15 protein-coding genes are annotated in these 19,187 nt (G+C 74.5%); 3 read left to right on the plus strand and 12 right to left on the minus strand.

The features are described from left to right. Positions 1 to 115: 115 nt before the first annotated feature. Positions 116 to 631: a diaminobutyrate acetyltransferase gene (gene ectA, locus ABZ721_RS21230; RefSeq protein ID WP_358790196.1), complete on the minus strand. Its 516-nt coding sequence runs from the start codon at positions 629 to 631 to the stop codon at positions 116 to 118. A 344-nt stretch (positions 632 to 975) separates the two neighbouring features. Beyond that, the gene (locus ABZ721_RS21235) at positions 976 to 2,019 is read right to left on the minus strand and encodes an aminotransferase class V-fold PLP-dependent enzyme (protein WP_358790197.1); all 1,044 of its coding nucleotides are present in this window, start codon (positions 2,017 to 2,019) and stop codon (positions 976 to 978) included. Positions 2,020 to 2,131: 112 nt separating this feature from the next. On the opposite strand from ABZ721_RS21235, the gene ABZ721_RS21240 reads away from it, so the two are divergent. From ABZ721_RS21240 to ABZ721_RS21250, 3 genes are all read left to right on the plus strand, one after another. Beyond that, positions 2,132 to 3,223 (plus strand): amidohydrolase family protein, encoded by a 1,092-nt coding sequence (locus tag ABZ721_RS21240; RefSeq protein ID WP_358790278.1) that lies wholly within the window; start codon positions 2,132 to 2,134, stop codon positions 3,221 to 3,223. A gap of 299 nt (positions 3,224 to 3,522) precedes the next feature. Next, positions 3,523 to 4,710, plus strand: a complete 1,188-nt coding sequence (locus ABZ721_RS21245; RefSeq protein ID WP_358790198.1) for an SCO1860 family LAETG-anchored protein — start codon at positions 3,523 to 3,525, stop codon at positions 4,708 to 4,710. Positions 4,711 to 4,922: 212 nt separating this feature from the next. Next, positions 4,923 to 7,733 (plus strand): ABC transporter substrate-binding protein, encoded by a 2,811-nt coding sequence (locus ABZ721_RS21250; RefSeq protein ID WP_358790199.1) that lies wholly within the window; start codon positions 4,923 to 4,925, stop codon positions 7,731 to 7,733. Here ABZ721_RS21250 and cobC read toward each other — a convergent pair. The 10 genes from cobC to ABZ721_RS21300 all read right to left on the minus strand — a co-directional run bounded on the left by cobC (position 7,723) and on the right by ABZ721_RS21300 (position 19,092). Continuing rightward, positions 7,723 to 8,919, minus strand: a complete 1,197-nt coding sequence (gene cobC, locus ABZ721_RS21255) for an Rv2231c family pyridoxal phosphate-dependent protein CobC (protein WP_358790200.1) — start codon at positions 8,917 to 8,919, stop codon at positions 7,723 to 7,725. The genes ABZ721_RS21250 and cobC overlap by 11 nt on opposite strands. After that, complete coding sequence (locus ABZ721_RS21260) at positions 8,903 to 9,802, minus strand: sirohydrochlorin chelatase (RefSeq protein WP_358790201.1); 900 nt, start codon at positions 9,800 to 9,802, stop codon at positions 8,903 to 8,905. The genes cobC and ABZ721_RS21260 overlap by 17 nt, the downstream gene beginning before the upstream one ends. After that, on the minus strand, positions 9,799 to 10,431 hold the full coding sequence (locus tag ABZ721_RS21265; protein WP_358790202.1) for a precorrin-8X methylmutase: 633 nt from the start codon (positions 10,429 to 10,431) through the stop codon (positions 9,799 to 9,801). The genes ABZ721_RS21260 and ABZ721_RS21265 overlap by 4 nt, the downstream gene beginning before the upstream one ends. 37 nt (positions 10,432 to 10,468) lie before the next feature. After that, complete coding sequence (gene cobJ / locus ABZ721_RS21270) at positions 10,469 to 12,175, minus strand: precorrin-3B C(17)-methyltransferase (RefSeq protein WP_358790203.1); 1,707 nt, start codon at positions 12,173 to 12,175, stop codon at positions 10,469 to 10,471. Continuing rightward, positions 12,172 to 13,422 (minus strand): precorrin-6y C5,15-methyltransferase (decarboxylating) subunit CbiE, encoded by a 1,251-nt coding sequence (gene cbiE / locus ABZ721_RS21275; RefSeq protein WP_358790279.1) that lies wholly within the window; start codon positions 13,420 to 13,422, stop codon positions 12,172 to 12,174. Before cbiE ends, cobJ begins: the two co-directional genes overlap by 4 nt. A gap of 130 nt (positions 13,423 to 13,552) precedes the next feature. Continuing rightward, positions 13,553 to 14,353 (minus strand): precorrin-4 C(11)-methyltransferase, encoded by an 801-nt coding sequence (cobM, locus tag ABZ721_RS21280; protein WP_358790204.1) that lies wholly within the window; start codon positions 14,351 to 14,353, stop codon positions 13,553 to 13,555. Continuing rightward, positions 14,350 to 15,078 (minus strand): precorrin-2 C(20)-methyltransferase, encoded by a 729-nt coding sequence (cobI, locus tag ABZ721_RS21285; protein WP_358790205.1) that lies wholly within the window; start codon positions 15,076 to 15,078, stop codon positions 14,350 to 14,352. The genes cobM and cobI overlap by 4 nt, the downstream gene beginning before the upstream one ends. Next, entirely contained in the window at positions 15,075 to 16,487 is a 1,413-nt protein-coding gene (locus tag ABZ721_RS21290) for a cobyrinate a,c-diamide synthase (protein ID WP_358790206.1), read from the minus strand. Before ABZ721_RS21290 ends, cobI begins: the two co-directional genes overlap by 4 nt. Then, positions 16,484 to 17,080: a cob(I)yrinic acid a,c-diamide adenosyltransferase gene (gene cobO, locus ABZ721_RS21295; RefSeq protein ID WP_358790207.1), complete on the minus strand. Its 597-nt coding sequence runs from the start codon at positions 17,078 to 17,080 to the stop codon at positions 16,484 to 16,486. Before cobO ends, ABZ721_RS21290 begins: the two co-directional genes overlap by 4 nt. Beyond that, positions 17,080 to 19,092: a putative cobaltochelatase gene (locus ABZ721_RS21300; RefSeq protein ID WP_358790208.1), complete on the minus strand. Its 2,013-nt coding sequence runs from the start codon at positions 19,090 to 19,092 to the stop codon at positions 17,080 to 17,082. The genes cobO and ABZ721_RS21300 overlap by 1 nt, the downstream gene beginning before the upstream one ends. Between the last annotated feature and the right edge of the window lie 95 nt (positions 19,093 to 19,187).

Below are 19,187 nucleotides of genomic sequence, written 5' to 3' on the forward strand. Positions count from 1 at the left end.
CTGCTTTCCGGGGGTCGGGGCGATGGGGGTGGTGCGAAGTCGGGGGAGGGCGTCCGGACACGGCCGCGTCAGGCGGTCGGGCCAGGCCGTCCGTCGCGTCAGGCCGCTCGTCGCGTCAGGCCGTCGGGCCGATGCGGAACAGCACCTCGGCGTCGTGCCCGTCGGGGAACAGGGCGCCGGGGAAGAGGACGTCGCGCTCGACCGGAGCGCCGTGGCGTTCGGCGAAGGAGGTGAACAGCCGCTGCGAGGCGGTGTTGTCCGGCGTGATGGTGGTCTCGATCAGCCGGACGCCGCCGGCGGCGACGCGCGCCGCCAGGTGGTCGAGCATGGCGGCGGCCACGCCCCGGCCGCGCTGCTCGGCGTCGACGGCCACCTGCCAGACGACCAGCGTCTGCGGCGCCTCGGGGCGGATGTAGCCGGTCACGTAGCCCACCGGGGCCCCGTCGGCGTCGCGGGCGACCACCGAGGTGGCGGCGAAGTCGCGGCACCACAGGAGATAGCTGTACGAGGAGTTCAGGTCGAGCGTCCGTGAATCGCGGGCTATGCGCCACATCGCTCCGCCGTCGTCGACCGAGGGAGTGTCGAGGAATGCGGGGGCGATCGGTGCCTTCAATTCCGTAGCGGCGTTCATGCGGAACGAACTTACCGAGCTAAAAGTGGAATTGCATGGGGCTGAGCCCTTTGCGCGGCCGGGTGCTCGTGTTATCGCGCGAACGGGCGCGGGTGGCCAAAACCGTGGTGAGAACTGGTGCTATATCCTGATATTACCGGGTGATTTGATCTTGATGTGGACTCTGTCACACGGCCGGATCGGCTCAGGGGGATGAGCGGAATTGACGGGTTTGGTCCGTGGAGGGCTGGGCAGGAGTCAGACGGAAGAATAAGTCCGGGGAATTCGGCTCCGATATCTCGGAGGGAATGCGAATTCCCCGGAAGTGAAGCCTGCCGGCCGGCCGAAACCGACGGCGACCGGCGTCAGCCGGAGAGCGCCGTGCCCAGCGCCGCGAGGCTCCGCGCGACCACGGCCGGGTCCGCGGCGGGACCGTAGTGGTTGACGCGGACCATCTCCTTGGCGAGCGCGCCGCCGCCCGCGACGAGCGGCACCGACGGGTCCAGGGCGAGCGCCCTCGCCACCAGCGCGGTGGCGTCGGTGCCCGCGGGCACCCGCAGCGTCGTCGCGACGGGCGCGGCGTCGCGCACCTCGTGCACGTACGGCTCCAGGCCGCCGCCGATCGCCAGCGCGCCCTCGCGGGTCGCGGCCGCGGCCGCCCGGTGCCGTTCGATCACCGCGTCGAGGCCGTCGGCCTCGATCCGCTCCAGGCACGCCTCCAGCGCCAGCATCTCCAGCTGCGCGGGCGCGTGCGGCAGCGCGGCGCGCCCGGCGTCGATCCAGCGCTCCTTCCAGTCCAGGAGGGAGAGGTACGAACGGCGCGGCGCCGCCGGGTTGGCCGCCATGCGCTCCCAGGCGCGGGCGCTGACCGAGACCGCCGACACCCCCGCGGGGCCGCCCATCGCCTTCTGAGCGCCGATGACGCACAGGTCCACGCCCCACGCGTCCGGCAGCAGCGGCTCCGCGGCCACCGACGCGACCGCGTCCAGCATGAACAGCGCGCCGTGCGCCCGCACCACCTCGCCGATCTCCGCCACCGGGTTGGTGTTGCCGGTGGCCGCCTCGGCGTGCACCAGCGAGACGAAGTCGATCTCCGGGTGCTCCGCCAGGGCGCGCTCCACCTGCTCGGCGCTCACCGCCCCGTGGAACGGCACGGCCAGGTCGACGACCTCGGCGCCCGCGTCGCGCAGCCAGTCGCCGAACGTCTTCCCGTAGGGGCCGGTCACCACGTTGAGCGCCGCCGAGCCGGGCCGCGCCCCGCCGCGGATGCACCCCTCCAGGGGCAGCAGCGCCTCGCCCTGGGTGATGACGACGTCCTGCTCGGTGTCCAGCAGCGCCGCGACCTGGCGTTCGATCCCGGCGAAGCGGGCGGCGGTCAGCGCGGGCAGGTCCAGGAGGGGGTGCGTCACGATGTGTCTCTTCCGTGCGTGATGGGGGCCGGGGGACCGGCGGGCCGTGGCGGGCCCGAGGGTGCCGTCGCGAGCGTACCTCCGACCTTTTAGGGTGCTGGGCATGAGTGTCATGGGTGGTCGCGGTGCGCTGCACGTCAAGGGCCGGGTGCTGGTCGGGCCCGAGGACGTCAGGGACGAGGTGTGGGTGCTCGACGGCCGGATCTCCTACGACCGGCCGGCCGGTGCGCGCGAGGTGACCACCGTCGAGGGCTGGGCGCTGCCCGGCCTCGTCGACGCGCACTGCCACGTCGGCCTCGACACGCACGGCCCGGTGGACGCGGAGACCGCGGAGAAGCAGGCGCTGACCGACCGCGGAGCCGGCACCCTGCTGCTGCGCGACGCCGGGTCGCCCTCCGACACCCGCTGGATCGACGACCGCGAGGACCTGCCGCGCATCATCCGCGCCGGCCGGCACATCGCGCGCACCCGCCGCTACATCCGCAACTACGCGCACGAGATCGAGCCGGGCGACCTGGCGGCGTACGTGCGCCGGGAGGCGCGGCGCGGCGACGGCTGGGTGAAGCTCGTCGGCGACTGGATCGACCGCGAGGCCGGCGATCTGACGGCCTGCTGGCCGCGCGGCGCGCTGGAGGACGCCATCGCCGCCGCCCACGAGGAGGGCGCCCGCGTCACCGCGCACTGCTTCGCGGAGGACTCGCTGCGCGACCTCGTGGAGGCCGGGATCGACTGCGTCGAGCACGCGACCGGGCTGACCGAGGACACCATCCCGCTCTTCGCGGAGCGCGGGGTCGCCATCGTCCCGACGCTGGTCAACATCGCGACGTTCCCGGCGATGGCGGCCGGCGGCGAGGCCAAGTTCCCGCGCTGGGCGGCCCACATGCGGCGGCTGCACGAGCGCCGGCACGACACGGTGCGCGCCGCGCACGACGCCGGCATCCGGATCTTCGCGGGCACCGACGCGGGCGGTTCGCTGGCCCACGGCCTGATCGCGGACGAGGTCGCCGAACTCGTCCTGGCGGGCCTGTCGCCGGTCGAGGCGCTCTCGGCGACGACCTGGGGCGCCCGCGAGTGGCTCGGCCGCGACGGGCTCACCGAAGGCGCCCCGGCCGACCTGGTCGTGTACGCCGCCGACCCGCGCGCGGACGTGCGGGTGCTGGCCGATCCGCGGCGCGTCGTGCTGCGCGGCCGGGTGGTGGGCTGAGGGGACTCCGGTTGACGCAGCGTTACGTGGAGCGGGTGCGGATCGTTGAGCACCACCGCGTGCGCCACGGCGCGTCAACGGAGGTGGGGGCCGTCATCACGTGACACGGGTGACAGTTGGGAACGGACGTGCAGCGAGATTCGAAGACAGTGCCGGAAACCACCCGTATGGGTGAACTAGCTGCAGGTAGTCGCCAGTTCACTCTCAGTGCGTAAATATTGCGGGACCGAGGTCACCGGCGGACGCGTTGTCCCCTCAAGCGACGCCGCTGACTCCAAGCCACTCGTGGGGGTTCCACCGTGTACAGCTCCAACTTCAGCCTGCCCGCACGCCGTTCGGCCGCCGCCCTGGGCGCGGCCGTCGCGCTGGCGGCAGGTGCGCTGGTCGTCGCCCCGGCGGCCCAGGCGCATCCCTCCGGCAATGCCGGGGGCACCTCCGGCGGCCGCCCGGAGAGCGGCAAGTCGACCGCGACCGTCCTGCGCGCGGGTCTCGACGTATCGCTGCTGAACAAGACGGTCGACGTGCCGCTGAACGTCTCGCTCAACGATGTGAAGGCGCCGGCCGACGCCGACGAGACCGCGCTCACCGCCCAGTTGGCGGGCGTCGACAACGGCAAGCCGTTCAGCATGCTGCGGGCGGACGTCGCCACCGCCCGCGCGACGGCCGACACGCACAAGGCGGAGGGGTACGCGAACCTGGCCCGCGCCGAGGTGCACCTGCCCGGCCTGCCGGCGCTGTCCCTGATCAGGATCGAGGCGGTCACCTCCAAGGCGACCTGCGAGGCGGGCCGGAAGCCGACGGCCTCGGCCACCCTGGCGGGCGTGTGGGTGCTCAACAAGAAGATCACCCTGACCGCCACCGGGACGACGAAGGTGGCGGTGCCGGGGGTCGGCGAGGTCAGCCTGGACCTGTCGAAGACCGAGACGACGACGCGGACGGCCGCCGCCACCGGCCTGGAGCTGAAGGTGAAGGTCAACCCCGGCAATCTGAACGTCGCCGACGTCAGCGGCACCGTGACGCTGGTCAAGGCGACCTGCGAGGCACCGAAGGTGGTCGACCCGACGACCGGCGGGACCACCCACGGCGGCACCACCGGGGGCGCCACCCACGGAGGGACCAGCACGGGCGGCACCACCCACGGCGGAACCACCAACGGCGGCACGGCCAACGGGGGTGCCACGAACGGCGGCACCTCGGGCGGGACCACGAGCGGTGGCGCCTCCGGCGGCAGTTCCGGCGGTGACTCCGGCGCGAGCGGTGGATCGAGCGGCGCGAGCGGCTCCGGCGGCACCGGGGGCAGCGGCGGGTCCCAGCCGCAGACCGGCCCCACCACGCAGAACCTCGCGGAGACCGGCAGCAGTTCGAACACCCCGCTGCTCGCCGCCGGCGCGGCCGGGCTCGTGGCGGTCGGCGGCGGCGCGCTGTACCTGACGTCGCGCCGCCGCAAGGCGGCCCAGGCGGTCGCGGACGCGGAGGCCGCCGCGTAGACGTCCGGTGACGACCGGACGGGGGCCCGCGGGGGAGTGAGGGGGACCTGAGGGGCTCGGAGGGGGAATAGTAGAGGGCGACGCCGTAGTGTCGGCGGCGCCCTCTACTGTGGTGTCCAGGGGAGAGCAAGCACAGGGTTCGCAGGTTTCGTTTCGGGGTTCGCTTCAGGGGTCACGGGGTCCGCTGGACGGGCCGGGGGTCGGGGGACGCGATGGACAGCGCGCTGTTCGGGGGCAGGTACGAGATCCGGGAGCTGCTCGGCTCCGGGGGCATGGCAAGGGTCCATCTCGCGTACGACACGAGGCTCGGCAGGACCGTCGCCGTCAAGACCCTCCTGCCGGAGTTGGCGAGGGACGCCGAGGCGCGGCGCCGCTTCGCCCGCGAGGCCCGCGCCGCGGCCGGACTCAACCACCCCGGCATCGTCACCGTCCACGACCAGGACGAGGTGCGCACGGACGAGGACATCGTGCCGTACCTCGTCATGGAGTACGTGGACGGCAGCACCCTCGCGGACCTGGCCCGCAGCCAGGTCAGGCTCGATATCGAACGGTCCGTCAGGATCACCTGCGACATCCTGGACGCGCTCGCCCACGCGCACGCGCGCGGGCTGGTGCACCGGGACGTCAAACCGTCCAACGTCCTGATCACGTCGACCGGCGGCATCAAGGTCGCCGACTTCGGCATCGCCCGGGTCGTGCACTCGCTGACCCGGATCACCGGCACCGGATCCGCCCTCGGCACCCCCGGCTACATGTCGCCCGAGCAGATCGAGGACCGCGAGGTCGACGCGCGCAGCGACCTGTACGCGGTCGGCTGCATGCTGACCGAACTGCTCACCGGCACCGTCCCGTTCCCCGGCCCGACGCCGCTCACGGTGATGTACGCGCACGTGCATTCCACCCCGGAACCGCCCTCCGCGCGGAACCCTGCGGTCCCGCCGGAGCTGGACGCGGTCGTCATCGCCGCGCTCTCCAAGAACCCCGCGCTGCGCCCGCGCAGCGCCGCCGCCATGCGCGACGACCTGAACGCCTGGCTCGCCGCCCCCCGGAGCGCCACCCCGGCCCCGCCACCCGCCCCGGCCCCGGTCGCGCGTCCGGCCCTGCCCCTGCACCCGGCCTACAACCCGCCGCACACACCACCGCACACGCCGGTGCCGCAGCTCATGCCGCCGGTCTCCCAGCGGCCGGGCGAGGCGTACACGGCGCCGGGCTGGGGCACGCCGCCGGCCGGTCCGCGGCGCGGCAAGGCGCGGCGGCGCGCGCTGATCGCGGTGGCGGCGGCCGTGGTGCTGACGGTCGGCACGGTCCTCGCCGTCCGCTTCGGCTCCTCGTCGCGCCCGCCCGAGCACCAGGTCACGGCCATGGACCTCATCGACCAGCGCCACCCGGCCACCGGGTTCAACGGGGCCGTCACCGGCACCGTCAACCCGTCCACGGTCAAGGGCGGCACCCTCAAGCTGATGTCGTTCTACGCCCCGGACTCGCTGGACCCGGCGCGCTCCTACTCGCCCCTGTCCTTCAACCTGGACCGGCTCCTGATGCGCAAGCTCGTGGACTTCGCCCCGCAGCCCGGGCAGGCGGGGACGGTGCTGGCACCGGACCTCGCCACCACCACCGGCACCATCAGCGACGACGGCCGGACGTACACGTACACCCTCAAGAAGGGCGTGACGTTCGAGGACGGCACGGCCATCACGTCCAAGGACATCAAGTACGGCATCGAGCGGACGTTCGCGACCGACCTGTACAGCGGCGGCCCCACGCACCTGCGGGACCTGCTCGACCAGGGCCAGTCCTACGCGGGCCCGTACAAGGACACCGACCCGGAACAGCTGGGCCTCAAGAGCGTGCTCACGCCCGACGACCAGACCGTCGTCTTCCATCTCGACGCGCCCTTCGCCGACTTCCCGTACGTTCTGGCGCTGCCGATGGCCTCACCGGTGCCGCAGGCGAAGGACACCAAGGGCAACTACGAGAAGCTCCCGGTCGCCAGCGGTCCCTACAAGATCGCCACGTACGACCGTGACAAGAAGCTGCGCCTGGTGCGCAACGAGAAGTGGGATCCGACCACCGACGGCATCCGCACGGCGCTGCCGGACGTCGTCGACTTCACGGTCGCGGCCAGCTCCGACGCGGTCGACGCCGCCCTGCTGAGCGGGGAGGCCGACCTGGACCCGGGACAGGTCGGCGTCCAGGACGCCACCCGCACGAAGATCCTCGCCAGCGACAGCCTCAAGGCGAACACGGACTCCGCCCTGATAGGGGCCGTCCGGTACTTCTCCCTGCAGACCGCCGTCGCGCCGCTGAACGACTACCGGTGCCGGTGGGCGGTGCAGTACGCCGCGAACCGCACGGTGCTGCGCGACGCGGGCGGCGGGAAGGACGCAGGGGATGTCGCGGGCGGGATGCTGCCGCCGACGGTCGGCGGCTACGACCCGCACCTGAACACCTACGGCACGGCCAACGGCCGCGCCTACCCGGACCTCGCCAAACGCCAGCTCTCCGACTGCGGTCACGCGTCCGGCTTCTCGACCACGATCGCCACGGCCAGCGGCAATCCCCGGACCAAGGCCGTCGTGGAGAGCCTGCGCACCCAGCTGGCCGCCGTGGGGATCACCGCCAAGGCCGAGTACCCCGAGCCGGCGGACTTCTACGGGGCGCTGTCCGACCAGAAGAAGCTCAAGGAGCGCGGCTGGGGCATCGTCCTCACCACGTGGCAGGCCGACTGGCCCACCGCGGCCGGCTTCCTGCGGCCGCTGCTGCTGACCGGCAGCCCGAACAACTACGCGGCCCTCGCCGACCAGCAGTTGAAGGACCTGATGGACGAGGCGGACGCCAAGACCGACCGGAACTCCGCGGACAGCGTGTGGCGCACCGTCGACTCCACCTCGCAGGACCGCGGCACGCTGCTCCCGTACATGTACGTGCGGGAGCTGAACTACCGGTCGGCGCGGCTCACCAACGTCTACCTCCACCCGGCGCTGGGCGGGGTGGACCTGCAGGCGCTCGGCGTCAAGGGCTGACCCCCGGGTTCCCCTCCTTCGCCGGGTTCCCCTCCGCCGGGTTCTCCTCCTCCGGTACGGAGCCGCGCGCCTTGGCCAGGGCCTCGGCGAAGGCGTCCGTGGTGGCGGCGTCGCGTACGGCGATCCGCAGCCACCGCGCGTCGAGCCCGGGGAAGGTGTCGGCGCGGCGGACGGCGAAGCCGAGGTCGCGCAGCCGCTCGCGGACGGCCGCCGCCCGCGCCAGTTCGACCAGGACGAACGGCCCGGCGGGCGTGCCCGCGACCCGCACGCCGGCGGACTCGCCCAGCCGGTCGATCAGATACGCGCGGCAGGCCGCGATGTCGGCCGCGGCCCGCTCCGCCTCCGCCAGCGCCCGCGGCGCGACGCAGGCCTCGATGGCGGCCAGCCCCGGCGACGAGACCGCCCACAGCGGCTGCGCCCGCCCCAGCCGGGCGATGTCCTCAGCCCCGGCGAGAACGTAGCCGATCCGCAGCCCCGCCAGCCCCCAGGTCTTGGTGAGGCTGCGCAGCACGACGAGTCCGGGCACGTCGCGGCGGGTGGCCAGCGAGGCGGACTCGCCGGGTACGGCGTCCATGAACGCCTCGTCGACCACCAGGGTCCGGCCCGGCCGGGCCAGCCGTGCCACGACACCGGCCGGGTGGAGCACCGACGTCGGGTTCGTCGGGTTGCCGAGCACGACGAAGTCGGCGTCCTCGGGGACGGCCGCCGGGTCGAGGCGGAAGCCGTCGGCGGCGTCCAGGACCAGCCGGTGCACCCGGTGCCCGGCGTCGCGCAGCGCTGCCTCGGGTTCGGTGAACTGCGGGTGCACCACGACCGCGTGGCGCGGCGCGAACGCCCGCGCCAGCAGCACGAACGCCTCCGCCGCACCCGCCGCCAGCAGCACCTCGTCCTCCGGCCGGCCGTGCCGCCGGGCGACGGCGGCACGGGCCGCCCGCCCGTCGGGGTAGGCGGCCAGGCCGTCGAGCGACGCGGCGATCACGGCCTTCAGCCACGCCGGGGGCGTACCGGAGCGGACGTTGACGGCGAGGTCGGTCAGCACCCCGCCGTCGTCGCGCACCTCCGCGTCGCCGTGGTGCCGCAGGTCGTAGCCGGCCCCGTCGTCCCCGTCGTCCCTGCCGTCCCCGTCGGCAACGTCATCAACGTCGCTGACGTCGGCACCGCGGGAGCGGTCAGTGGGAGTGGGCATGGTGGCCGTGGTGGTGGCCGTGACCGCCCGACGGGTCGTCGGGGTGGTGGTGCGGCTGCTGCGGAGCGCCGACCCGGTCCTCGAAACCGGGCAGTTTGACGCGGTAGACGCAGGAGTCGCAGTTCATCCGCAGATCGCCCTTGAGCGTCTCGCGGTAGCGCTCCATCACCAGGTCGGCCAGCTCCGGCTCCGGGCCGATGACGGCCGCCTGCCGCAGGTCGGTCTCCGGATTCGCGGCGGCCCACTCGGCGGCCTGGTCGCGGACCCGGTCCGGCAGGATCCCGGTGAACAGGAAGTACGGCAGCACGACGACCCGGCCGGCGCCCAGCTTGCGGCAGCGGTCGAGGCCCGAGGGCACGTCCGGCGCGGCCAGCGACACGAACGCCGTCTCGACGCCCGCGTAGCCGCGGCCCTCCCACAGCAGGCGTGCCACCTTGTAGATCTCGGCGTTGGCGTCCGGGTCCGTCGAACCGCGGCCGACGAGCAGCACGGTGGTGTCCGAGCGGTCGTCGTCGCCGAGCACCTCGTCCAGCCGGCGTTCGAGGATCGTCAGCAGGCCCGGGTGCGGGCCCAGCGGGCGGCCGTAGGTGTAGGACGTGCCGGGGTGGCGCTGCTCCTCGCGGGCCAGGGCCGCCGGGATGTCGCCCTTCGCGTGGCCGGCGGAGACCAGCACCATGGGCACGGCCGCGAAGCTGCGGACGCCCTGGCCGACCAGTTCGGCGACGGAGTCGGCGAGCGGCGGCGGCGACAGCTCGATGAAACCGCCGCCGACCGGCAGTCCCGGGTTGTGCTCGCCGAGCTGCCGGACGAAGGCGCGGAAGGCCTCGGCCCCCGCCTCGTCCCGGGTTCCGTGGCCGACGAGCAGGAGTGCGGGCGGGGTCACAGGGAGTTCTCCTTGTTGCTGGGGGTGGTTGCGGAACCCGGGACGGCGGCGGAACCGCCGGGGAGTTCGGTGTAGAGCAGGGCGTTGAGGGCGGCGGACGCGACGGCCGAGCCGCCCTTCTCGGAGATGTTGCTGACGGCGGGCAGACCGGAGGCGCGCAGCGCGGCCTTGCTCTCGGCGGCGCCGACGAAGCCGACCGGCAGGCCGATCACCAGGGCGGGCGCCGCGTCCAGCGTCAGCAGCTCCTCCAGCGCGGTCGGCGCGCATCCGATCACCCAGACGGCGCCGGGCCCGACCTCCTCGTAGGCCAGCCGGACGGCGTGCGCGCTGCGGGTCAGGTCCGGCCCGGACCGGCCGTCCTTGAGCCGGCAGACGACGGGCCGGGTGGTGATGCCGGCGGCGACCATCTCGACGTCCGCGACGATCGGGGCGCCCGCGCGCAGCGCGGCGTGCGCGGCCAGCAGCTCGTCCTCGTCGCAGACGAGTTCGCCGGCGTACTCCAGATCGGCGCTGGAGTGGATGACCCGTTCGACCACGGCCCGCGTCAGCGGCGGCAGGTGCGACGTGTCGAGCCGGGAGCGCAGTCTGCGGAACGACTCCTGCTCGATGGGGTGGACGGTGCGGGTCACAGGGAACCTCCCGGTCGTCGGATGGGATGCCGTTCGGTCATGCCTGCCACCGGTAGCCGCGCGGGGTCACCATGCGGCCGGCCACGTTGCGGGTGGCGGTGTTGCCTACGGTCACGACGGTCACCATGTCGACCGTCGTCACGTCCAGCGCCTCGATCGTCGTCACCTCGCTGCGCTCGTCGGGCCGGGACGCGGCGTGCACCACGCCGACCGGGGTGCCGGGCTCGCGGTGCTCCGCGAGCAGCGACAACGCCTTCGGCAGCTGCCAGTCGCGGCCCCGGCTGCGGGGGTTGTAGAAGGTGACGATCAGGTCGGACTCGGCCGCCGCGCGGACCCGGCGCTCGATGACGTCCCACGGGGTGTGCAGGTCCGACAGGCTGATCGACACGTGGTCGTGGCCCAGCGGCGCCCCCAGGATCGCGGCGGCGGCGAGCGCGGCCGTCACGCCCGGGACCCCGACGACGTCGATGTCGTCCGCGGCCTCGGCGAGCGCGGGCGAGGCCATCGCGTAGACGCCGGCGTCGCCGCTGCCGATCAGGGCCACGGCGTGGCCCGCGCGCGCCTCCTCCACCGCGGTACGGGCCCGCTCCTCCTCGGCGCCGAGACCGGACTCCAGGATCCGGGTGCCGGGCCGCAGCAGGTCCCTGATCTGGTCGACGTACTGGTCCAAGCCGACGATCACCGACGCGCGGCGCAGCTCCTCGCGGGCGCGCGGCGTCAGCAGGTCGCGGGCGCCGGGGCCGAGCCCGACCACCGCGAGCCGGCCGCGCGGGCGGCGCCGCGCCACGGCGGCGGTCGCCATCGCGGCGCCCCGCTCGGGCGCGGACTTCCGCTTGGGCACCAGCAGTTCGCCGCCGGGCGCCGCCGCGAGGGCCGCCGCCTCGGCGACGGACGGGGTGCCGACGGCCGCCAGCGGCGCCTCCGAAGGGTTCGGCACGTCGATCCCGGCGAGCCGGTCCGCGCCGAACGTCAGCAGCGGCACCCCGAGCCGCTCGGCGGCCTCGACGATCCCCGCCTCGTCCGCCTTCGCGTCCACGGTCGCCAGCGCGGCGACCGAGCGGGGCGAGAGGCCGGCGTCGGCGAGCGCGCCGCCGATCAGCGTCAGCACCTCGTCCACCGACACTCCGCGGCTGCCGCCCACGCCCACCACCAGCGACGGCGGACGCAGCAGCACGGTGGCGGCGGCCGCATCGTCACTGGTTACACGGTCGGTGACGACGAGTGAGACGTCACTGTCAGTGGCGGCGGTTACGTTGGGTGGCAGAGCGGGAAGGGGGTGGACGCCATGGGGGGTGTCCAGACGAACGGGGTCGCCGTCGAGGATCGCGCGGCTGACGGCCGCGACCGCGCCTTCGACGGGCCAGCCCAGCATGTCCAGGCCCGGCACACCGACGGCGTCGGTGGCGGTGCTGACCACCGGACGGCCGCCCAGCACGTCCGCGACGCGCTGCGCCAGTGCGTTCGCACCGCCGCCGTGGCCGCCCAGCAGGGCTATCGCGTGCTGGTGCGTCTCGTCCACCGTGACGACGCCCGGGTCGGTGTCCTTGCCGCGCAGCAGGGGCGCGATCAGGCGGACGACGGCGCCGGTGGCGAGGAAGCACACCAGCTGGTCGCACTCGCCGAAGGCGCGTTCGACCGCCTCGCGGACCGGCCCGTCGTAGACCCGGACCTCGTCCGGCCAGGCGGCGGCCAGGTGTTCGCAGCCGCGCTGCCCCGCCGACGTGGCGGAAATCAGGCCGATCACAGAATTGCTCCTTCGGTGCCGGGCCGGGTGGCCCACAGGACGAATACGGGATTGTTGGCGGCGAGCCGGGTGACGCCGCCCGGCAGCGGCGCCAGCCGGGAGGACTGCAGCAGCAGCCCGTCCGGTACGAGACCGGCCGCGGACAGCGCGTCGCGCACGTCGCCGACGCGGTCGACGGCGGCGAGCGTGACGACCACGGTCCTGCGGGCGCGCCGGGCGCAGGCACCGACGATGGCGGACAGGTCGCGCCCGCCGCCCCCGATGAACACGGCGTCGGGGTCCGGGAGCTGGGAGAGCACGGTCGGGGCGGCGCCGTGCACGATCTGCACGTCCACGTTGTGGGCCGCCGCGTTGGCCCGGATCCGCTCGATCCCGTCGGAGGTCTGCTCGACGGCGACCGCGGCGGCGCCGAAGCGGGCGCACTCCACGGCCACCGACCCCGAACCGGCCCCTATGTCCCAGACGAGGTCACCGAGGCGCGGCGCGAGCCGGGCCAGGGCCAGGGCCCGCACCTCGAACTTGGTGATCATCGAGTCGCGGTACCCGAACGCCGCCTCGGGCAGCGCCCATCCGGCCGGCGCTGCGGGCGGTCCCGCGACGATCCGCTGGACCGGCGACAGCACCCGCGCCTCGTCCAGACAGAGCACGACACTCACCCCGGCGCCGCTCCAGTCGCGGGCGGCGGCGTCGGCGGGGGAGACCCGCTCGACGGTCTCGTCCGCCGTCCCGAGGGCCGCCGCGACCACCAGCGTGCGCTGGATGCCGGTCCTGGCCAGGGCCGCGCCCAGCTCGGCGGGGCCCGCCCCCGGGCCGGTCAGCACCGCGGTCTTGGGGTGCGCGCGGCAGACGTTGACGGCCGTGCGCGGATCGCGGCCGTGCGCGCTGACGACGACCGCGTCGTCCCAGGGCAGCCCGAGCCGGGCGAAGGCCACCGCGATGGAGGGGGAGGACGGGCGCACGTCCAGGGCCGCCGGGCCGAAGCGCTCGCCGAGGGCCCGGACGATGCCGAAGAACCCGGGATCGCCGGAGGCGAGCACGGTCACCCGCCGGTCCGGCCGCCCCGCCGGGCCGAGGTGCCGCTCGATGCCGTCCAGCGCCGGGGCGAGCGGGCCGAGGACGATCCGCTCCACCCCCTCCGGCAGCCGCGCCGCCTCCAGATGGCGGCGCGCGCCGACCACGAGCGTGGCGCCGGCCGGAGCCGTGGCGGCCCCGCCGGTGCCGGCACCGGTCCCCGTGCCGGTGCCGATGACGGTGATCGCGCCGGGCGCGGGCGTGCCGGGGGTACGCGGCAGCTCCGGCTCGCGGGGGCCGGGCTGGGCGTACGGCTGGTACGGCGTCCGGCTCAAGGCCGTCCCTTCGTCGGGGGGTGCAAGCGGGCTACGCCTTGGACTCGCGCAGGGCGCGCCGGGCCACCGGGTCCGCCCGGCGGAAGCCGTGGAAGTGCCCCGGGTGGTACAGGTGCGAGCGGGTGCCGGACGCGGCGAGCGCCGGGCCGACGAGGAAGAGGGTGTGCTTCCAGAGCTTGTGCTCCTTGACCGTCTCCTCCAGCGTCGCGATCGTGCAGCGCAGCACCAGCTCCTCCGGCCAGGTCGCCTGGTAGGCGATCACGACCGGCGTCTCGGTCGGATAGCCGCCCTCCAGCAGCTCGGTGACCAGCTGGCCCGACCGGGCGGCCGACAGGAACAGCGCCATCGTCGTGCCGTGCCGGGCGAACTCCCGTACCTCCTCGCCCGGCGGCATCGGCGTCTTGCCGCCGCCCAGCCGGGTCAGGATCACGGACTGCGCGACCTCGGGGATCGTCAGCTCGCGCTGCGCGATCGCCGCGACCGCGGAGAACGAGGAGACACCCGGGATGATCTCGACCTCGATGCCCAGCTCGTCGAGCCGGTCGACCTGCTCCTGGGTGCCGCCCCACAGGGCCGGGTCGCCGGAGTGGATCCGCGCGACGTGCAGGTCCTCGGCCTGCGCCCGCCGGTAGACCGCGACGACGTCCTCCAGCGACATCGTCGCCGAGTCCAGGATCTCCGCGCCCTCGCGGGCGTGCTCCAGCACCTCCGCCTGCACCAGGCTCGCCGCCCAGATGACGATGTCGGCGGCCGCGATGGCGCGGGCCGCCCGGAAGGTCAGCAGGTCGGCGGCGCCGGGCCCCGCCCCCACGATGGTCACCTTGCCGGTCACAGCTTGCCTCCACGGGTGTCCCGGCGAGCGGGGACGATGAGTGTCGAGAGATAGGGGAGCGGGCCTTCGAGCAGTTCGGCGGCGGGCCGGATCGATTCCTCGGGCAGCCCGAGCGCGGAACCCCACACGGCGCCCTCGGTCCTGCCGGTCTCCCGCAACGCGGTCGCCACGTCCGCCGCCAGCCGGCCGAACTTGTACGCCACGACCGTGCCGGGACCCGCCAGGGCCTCCTTCAGCACCGCCGACCCGGCCGTGACGGGCACGAGCGTCAGCGGCTCGGTCCCCTCGGCCAGCACGACGCCGCTGCGCGCGGCCAGGTCCTGCATCGCCGTGATGCCGGGAACGGTCTCGACGGCGACGCCCCCGACCAGCTCCCCGACGGTCAGCGCGAGATAGGTGAACGTCGAGTAGACGTTGGGGTCGCCGATCGTCGCGAACGCCACCGTGCCGTGCGTCCGCAGCAGCTCGGCCACCTGCTCGCCCGCCGCGTCCCACGCGGCCTCGCGCCGCGCCCGGTCGGTCCGCTCGTTGAGCGCGAAGACGATCCGGACGATCTTCTCCTGCTCCACGTAGTGCAGCACGGTCGCCTCGGCCCGGCCGCGTTCGAGGGTGTCCATGACGGGGACGACCACGACCGCCGCCGCCCGCAGGGCGTTCACCCCCCTGACGGTCACCAGCTCCGGATCGCCGGGGCCCACCCCGACCCCGATCAGCCGACCGCTCATTCGGAACACCTCTCCACCAGTCTTCGGGCCACGCTCGGAACGGCGGCCCAGTGCACATGCAGATACGAGGCGTGCACGCCCCCGTGGACAAAACCCTCGACGCGGCGCTCCGGCCGCGTCACCCCCCACGCGGGCGTCGCGCCCGCGCCCGGCTCGACGACCGTGCGGTGGAACTCGTGCCCGCGCACCCGCGTTCCGGCCCGCGCCAGCACGCTGTCGGAGACCGCCACCGCCTCGCGGTAGCCGAGCGTCAGCCGCTCCGACATCCGCGCGCTCGCGTCGAGCACCCCGCACATCGGCCGGCCGTCCAGCTCCCGCGCCAGATAGAGCAGCCCGGCGCACTCGGCGGCGACCGGCGCCCCGGACTCGGCGAGGGCCGCGACCGCCTTGCGCAGCGGCTCGTTGGCGGACAGCTCGGGCGCGTACACCTCGGGGAAGCCGCCGCCGATCACCAGGGCGGCGGCGTGGTCGGGGAGCCGCTCGTCCCGGAGCGGGTCGAAGGTGACGACCTCGGCGCCGGCGGCGGTCAGCAACTCCGCGTGCTCCGCGTACGAGAACGTGAACGCGGGCCCGCCCGCGACGGCCACTACCGGGGCTCCGCCCCGGACCCCGCGAAGGTGCGGGTCCGTCGTGGCGTCGTGCCCACCCGTTCCGCCCCGCGGAACGTCCGCCCACACCTCGGCCGAGGGTGGCCACGGGTCCGCGTCCAGCGGTGGGGCGCTGCGCGCCAGGGCCAGCAGGGCGTCCAGGTCGCAGCCCGCGCGGACCTGGGCCGCCATCGCACGGACCGCCCCGACCGCCTCGCTGCTGCGCTCGGCGACCGGGACCAGACCGAGGTGGCGGGAGGGGACGGAGACCTGCTCGGCCCGGCGCAGGACGCCCAGCACCGGGACGCCGGACTCGTCCAGTGCCTCGCGCAGCAGCGCCTCGTGGCGGTCGGAGCCGACCTTGTTGAGGATGACGCCCGCGAGCCGCACCTCCGGGTCCCAGGACGCGAAGCCGTGCACCAGCGCGGCCACCGACCGGGACTGCGACGAGGCGTCGACGACCAGCACCACCGGCGCCCGCAGCAACTTCGCCACGTGCGCGGTCGACGCCAGCTCGCCCTGCCCGGCGGCCCCGTCGTACAGGCCCATGACGCCCTCGACGACCGCCAGATCCGTCCCCGCCGCGCCGTGCAGGAAGAGCGGGGCGACGAGGTCGGGCCCGCACAGGAAGGCGTCGAGGTTGCGCCCCGGGCGGCCGGTGGCCAGCGCGTGGTAGCCCGGGTCGATGTAGTCGGGGCCGACCTTGTGCGGGGACACGGCCAGGCCCGCCCCGGTGAAGGCCGCCATCAGCCCCGTGGCCACGGTGGTCTTGCCGCTGCCCGACGAGGGCGCGGCGATGACCAGGCGGGGGACGGACCTCACCACTCGATGCCCCTCTGGCCCTTCTGCCCGGCGTCCATCGGGTGCTTGACCTTCGACATGTCGGTGACCAGGTCGGCGGCCTCGACGAGCTTCTCCGGCGCGTTGCGGCCGGTGATGATCACGTGCTGGGTGCCGGGGCGGTCGGCCAGGACCTGGATCACCTCGTCGGTGTCCACCCAGCCCCAGTGCATCGGGTACGCGAACTCGTCGAGCACGTACAGCTGGTACGTCTCGGCGGCCAGGTCCCGCTTGACCTGCTCCCAGCCCTCGCGCGCCGCCTCCTCGCTGTCGGCGATGTCGCGCTGGACCCAGGACCAGCCCTCGCCCATCTTGTGCCAGGCGACCGTGCCGCCCTCACCGGAGTCACCGAGCACGCGCAGTGCCCGCTCCTCGCCGACCTTCCACTTCGCCGACTTGACGAACTGGAACACCCCGATCGGCCACCCCTGGTTCCACGCGCGCAGCGCGAGCCCGAAGGCGGCCGTCGACTTCCCCTTGCCGATGCCGGTGTGCACGATCGTCAGCGGCCGGTTGCGGCGCTGGCGCGTCGTGAGCCCGTCGTCCGGCACGCTGCTCGGCTGTCCCTGCGGCATTACGCGGCCCTCCGCACATCGCGTACGAGCGCGGACACGGTGTCCGCGCGCAGTTCCTCCAACGTCACGGCGGTGCCCGCCAGGTCGGCCGCGAGCGCGCCCGCGAGGCCGAGCCGTACCGGCCCCGACTCGCAGTCCACGACGACCGACGCCACGCCCTCGGCGCTCAGCAGCCGCGCCGCCCGCGCCGCCAGCTGGACGGGCTCGGGGCCGCCGGTCGCCCGGCCGTCCGTCACCACGACCAGCAGCGGGCGGCGGGACGCGTCCCGCAGCCGCTCGATCCGCAGCACCTCGCGCGCCTTCAGCAGCCCGGCCGCCAGCGGCGTCCTGCCGCCCGTCGGCAGCACCCGCAGCCGCGCCGCGCCCGCCTCGACCGACGAGGTCGGCGGGAGCGCCAGCTCGGCGTCGGCGCCGCGGAAGGTGATCATCCCGATCTTGTCGCGCCGCTGGTACGCGTCCATCAGCAGCGACAGGACCGCGCCCTTGACGGCGGTCATCCGCTGCCGGGCGGCCATCGAGCCGGAGGCGTCGACGACGAACAGCACCAGATTCGACTCCTTGCCCTCCCGCACCGCCTGCCGCAGATCGTCCTTCCGCACCACCAGGCCGGGACCGCTGCGCCCCCGCGCCTTCTGGTGCGGGGCCGCCGCGTGCACCGTCGCCGCCAGGTGCAGCTTCGTCAACTGGCCCTGCGGGCGGCGGGCGCTGGTCGTCCGGCCGTGCGCCGTCCGCGCCCGCGACCGGCGCCCGGCCGCGCCCTCACCCGTGCCGGGGATGGTGAACGCCTTGGTCTTGAACGGCTCACCGGCCGGAGCCGCACTCTGCTCGCCGGCCCCCGAACCGCCGCCCTGCGGCTGCTCGGCAGAGTCCGAGGCATCCGGCCCGTCCTCAGGACCGTCCTCAGGACCGCCCTCAGGACCGCCCTCCGGTGGCTGCCCGCCGCCGTCGTCGGGCCCCTCCGGATCCGGGTCGTCCTCCGGGTCGTCCTCCGGGTCGGAGCCGCCGCTGTTCTGCTCCAGCGTGTCGTCCAGCTTCTCCTCGTCGAGGCCCGGCGCGTCGAAGGGGTTGCGCCGCCGCCGGTGCGGCAGCGCCAGCAGCGCCGCCTGGCGGACGTCCTCCGCGATGACCTCGGTCCGCCCGTCCCACGCCGCCAGCGCGGTCGCGGTCCGCGCCATGACGATGTCCGCGCGCATCCCGTCGACCTCGAACGCCGCACAGGTCGCGGCGATCTGGCGCAGCGCCCGGTCCCCGAGCACCACGGACGGCAGCAGCGCCCGCGCCGCCACGATCCGCGCCCGCAGCGCGTCCTCGTCGCCCGCCCACTTCCCGGCGAACGCCGCCGGGTCCTCGTCGTACGCGAGCCGCCGCCGCACGACCTCGACGCGCTCGTCGGTCTCGCGGGACGCCGCGACCTCCACCGTCAGCCCGAACCGGTCGAGGAGCTGCGGGCGCAGCTCGCCCTCCTCCGGGTTCATGGTGCCGACGAGCAGGAAGCGGGCCGCGTGCCGCACGGAGACGCCCTCGCGCTCCACGTAGGAGGCACCCATGGCGGCGGCGTCCAGCAGCAGGTCGACCAGGTGGTCGTGGAGCAGGTTGACCTCGTCGACGTAGAGCACCCCGCGGTGCGCGTCGGCGAGCAGCCCCGGCTCGAACGACTTCTTGCCCTCGGACAGGGCGCGTTCGATGTCGAGCGAACCCACCAGCCGGTCCTCCGACGCCCCGACCGGCAGCTCCACCATCCGCGCGGGCCGGGCGACCCCGGCACCGCCCTCGTGCGGGCCGTCCGGGCACGCCGGGTCCGGCGCGGCCGGATCGCAGCTGAACCGGCAGACGGGGACGACGGCGACGTCGGGCAGCAGCGTGGAGAGCGCGCGCACGGCGGTGCTCTTCGCGGTCCCCTTCTCGCCGCGCACGAGCACACCGCCGACCGCCGGCGACACGGCGTTGAGCAGCAGCGCGAGCCGCAGGTCGGTCATCCCGACGATCGCGGTGAACGGGTACGGGGTGCTCATGACGTCATGCCTCCTGCGGGTGAACGGCGAACGGACATGACGCGGGCAGCCGCGCGCTGTGCCAGGGTGCTGTGGGGTTCTCCGCCGACGCGGCG

This window comes from Streptomyces sp. NPDC006733 (genome assembly GCF_040636125.1).
Taxonomy (GTDB): Bacteria; Actinomycetota; Actinomycetes; order Streptomycetales; family Streptomycetaceae; genus Actinacidiphila.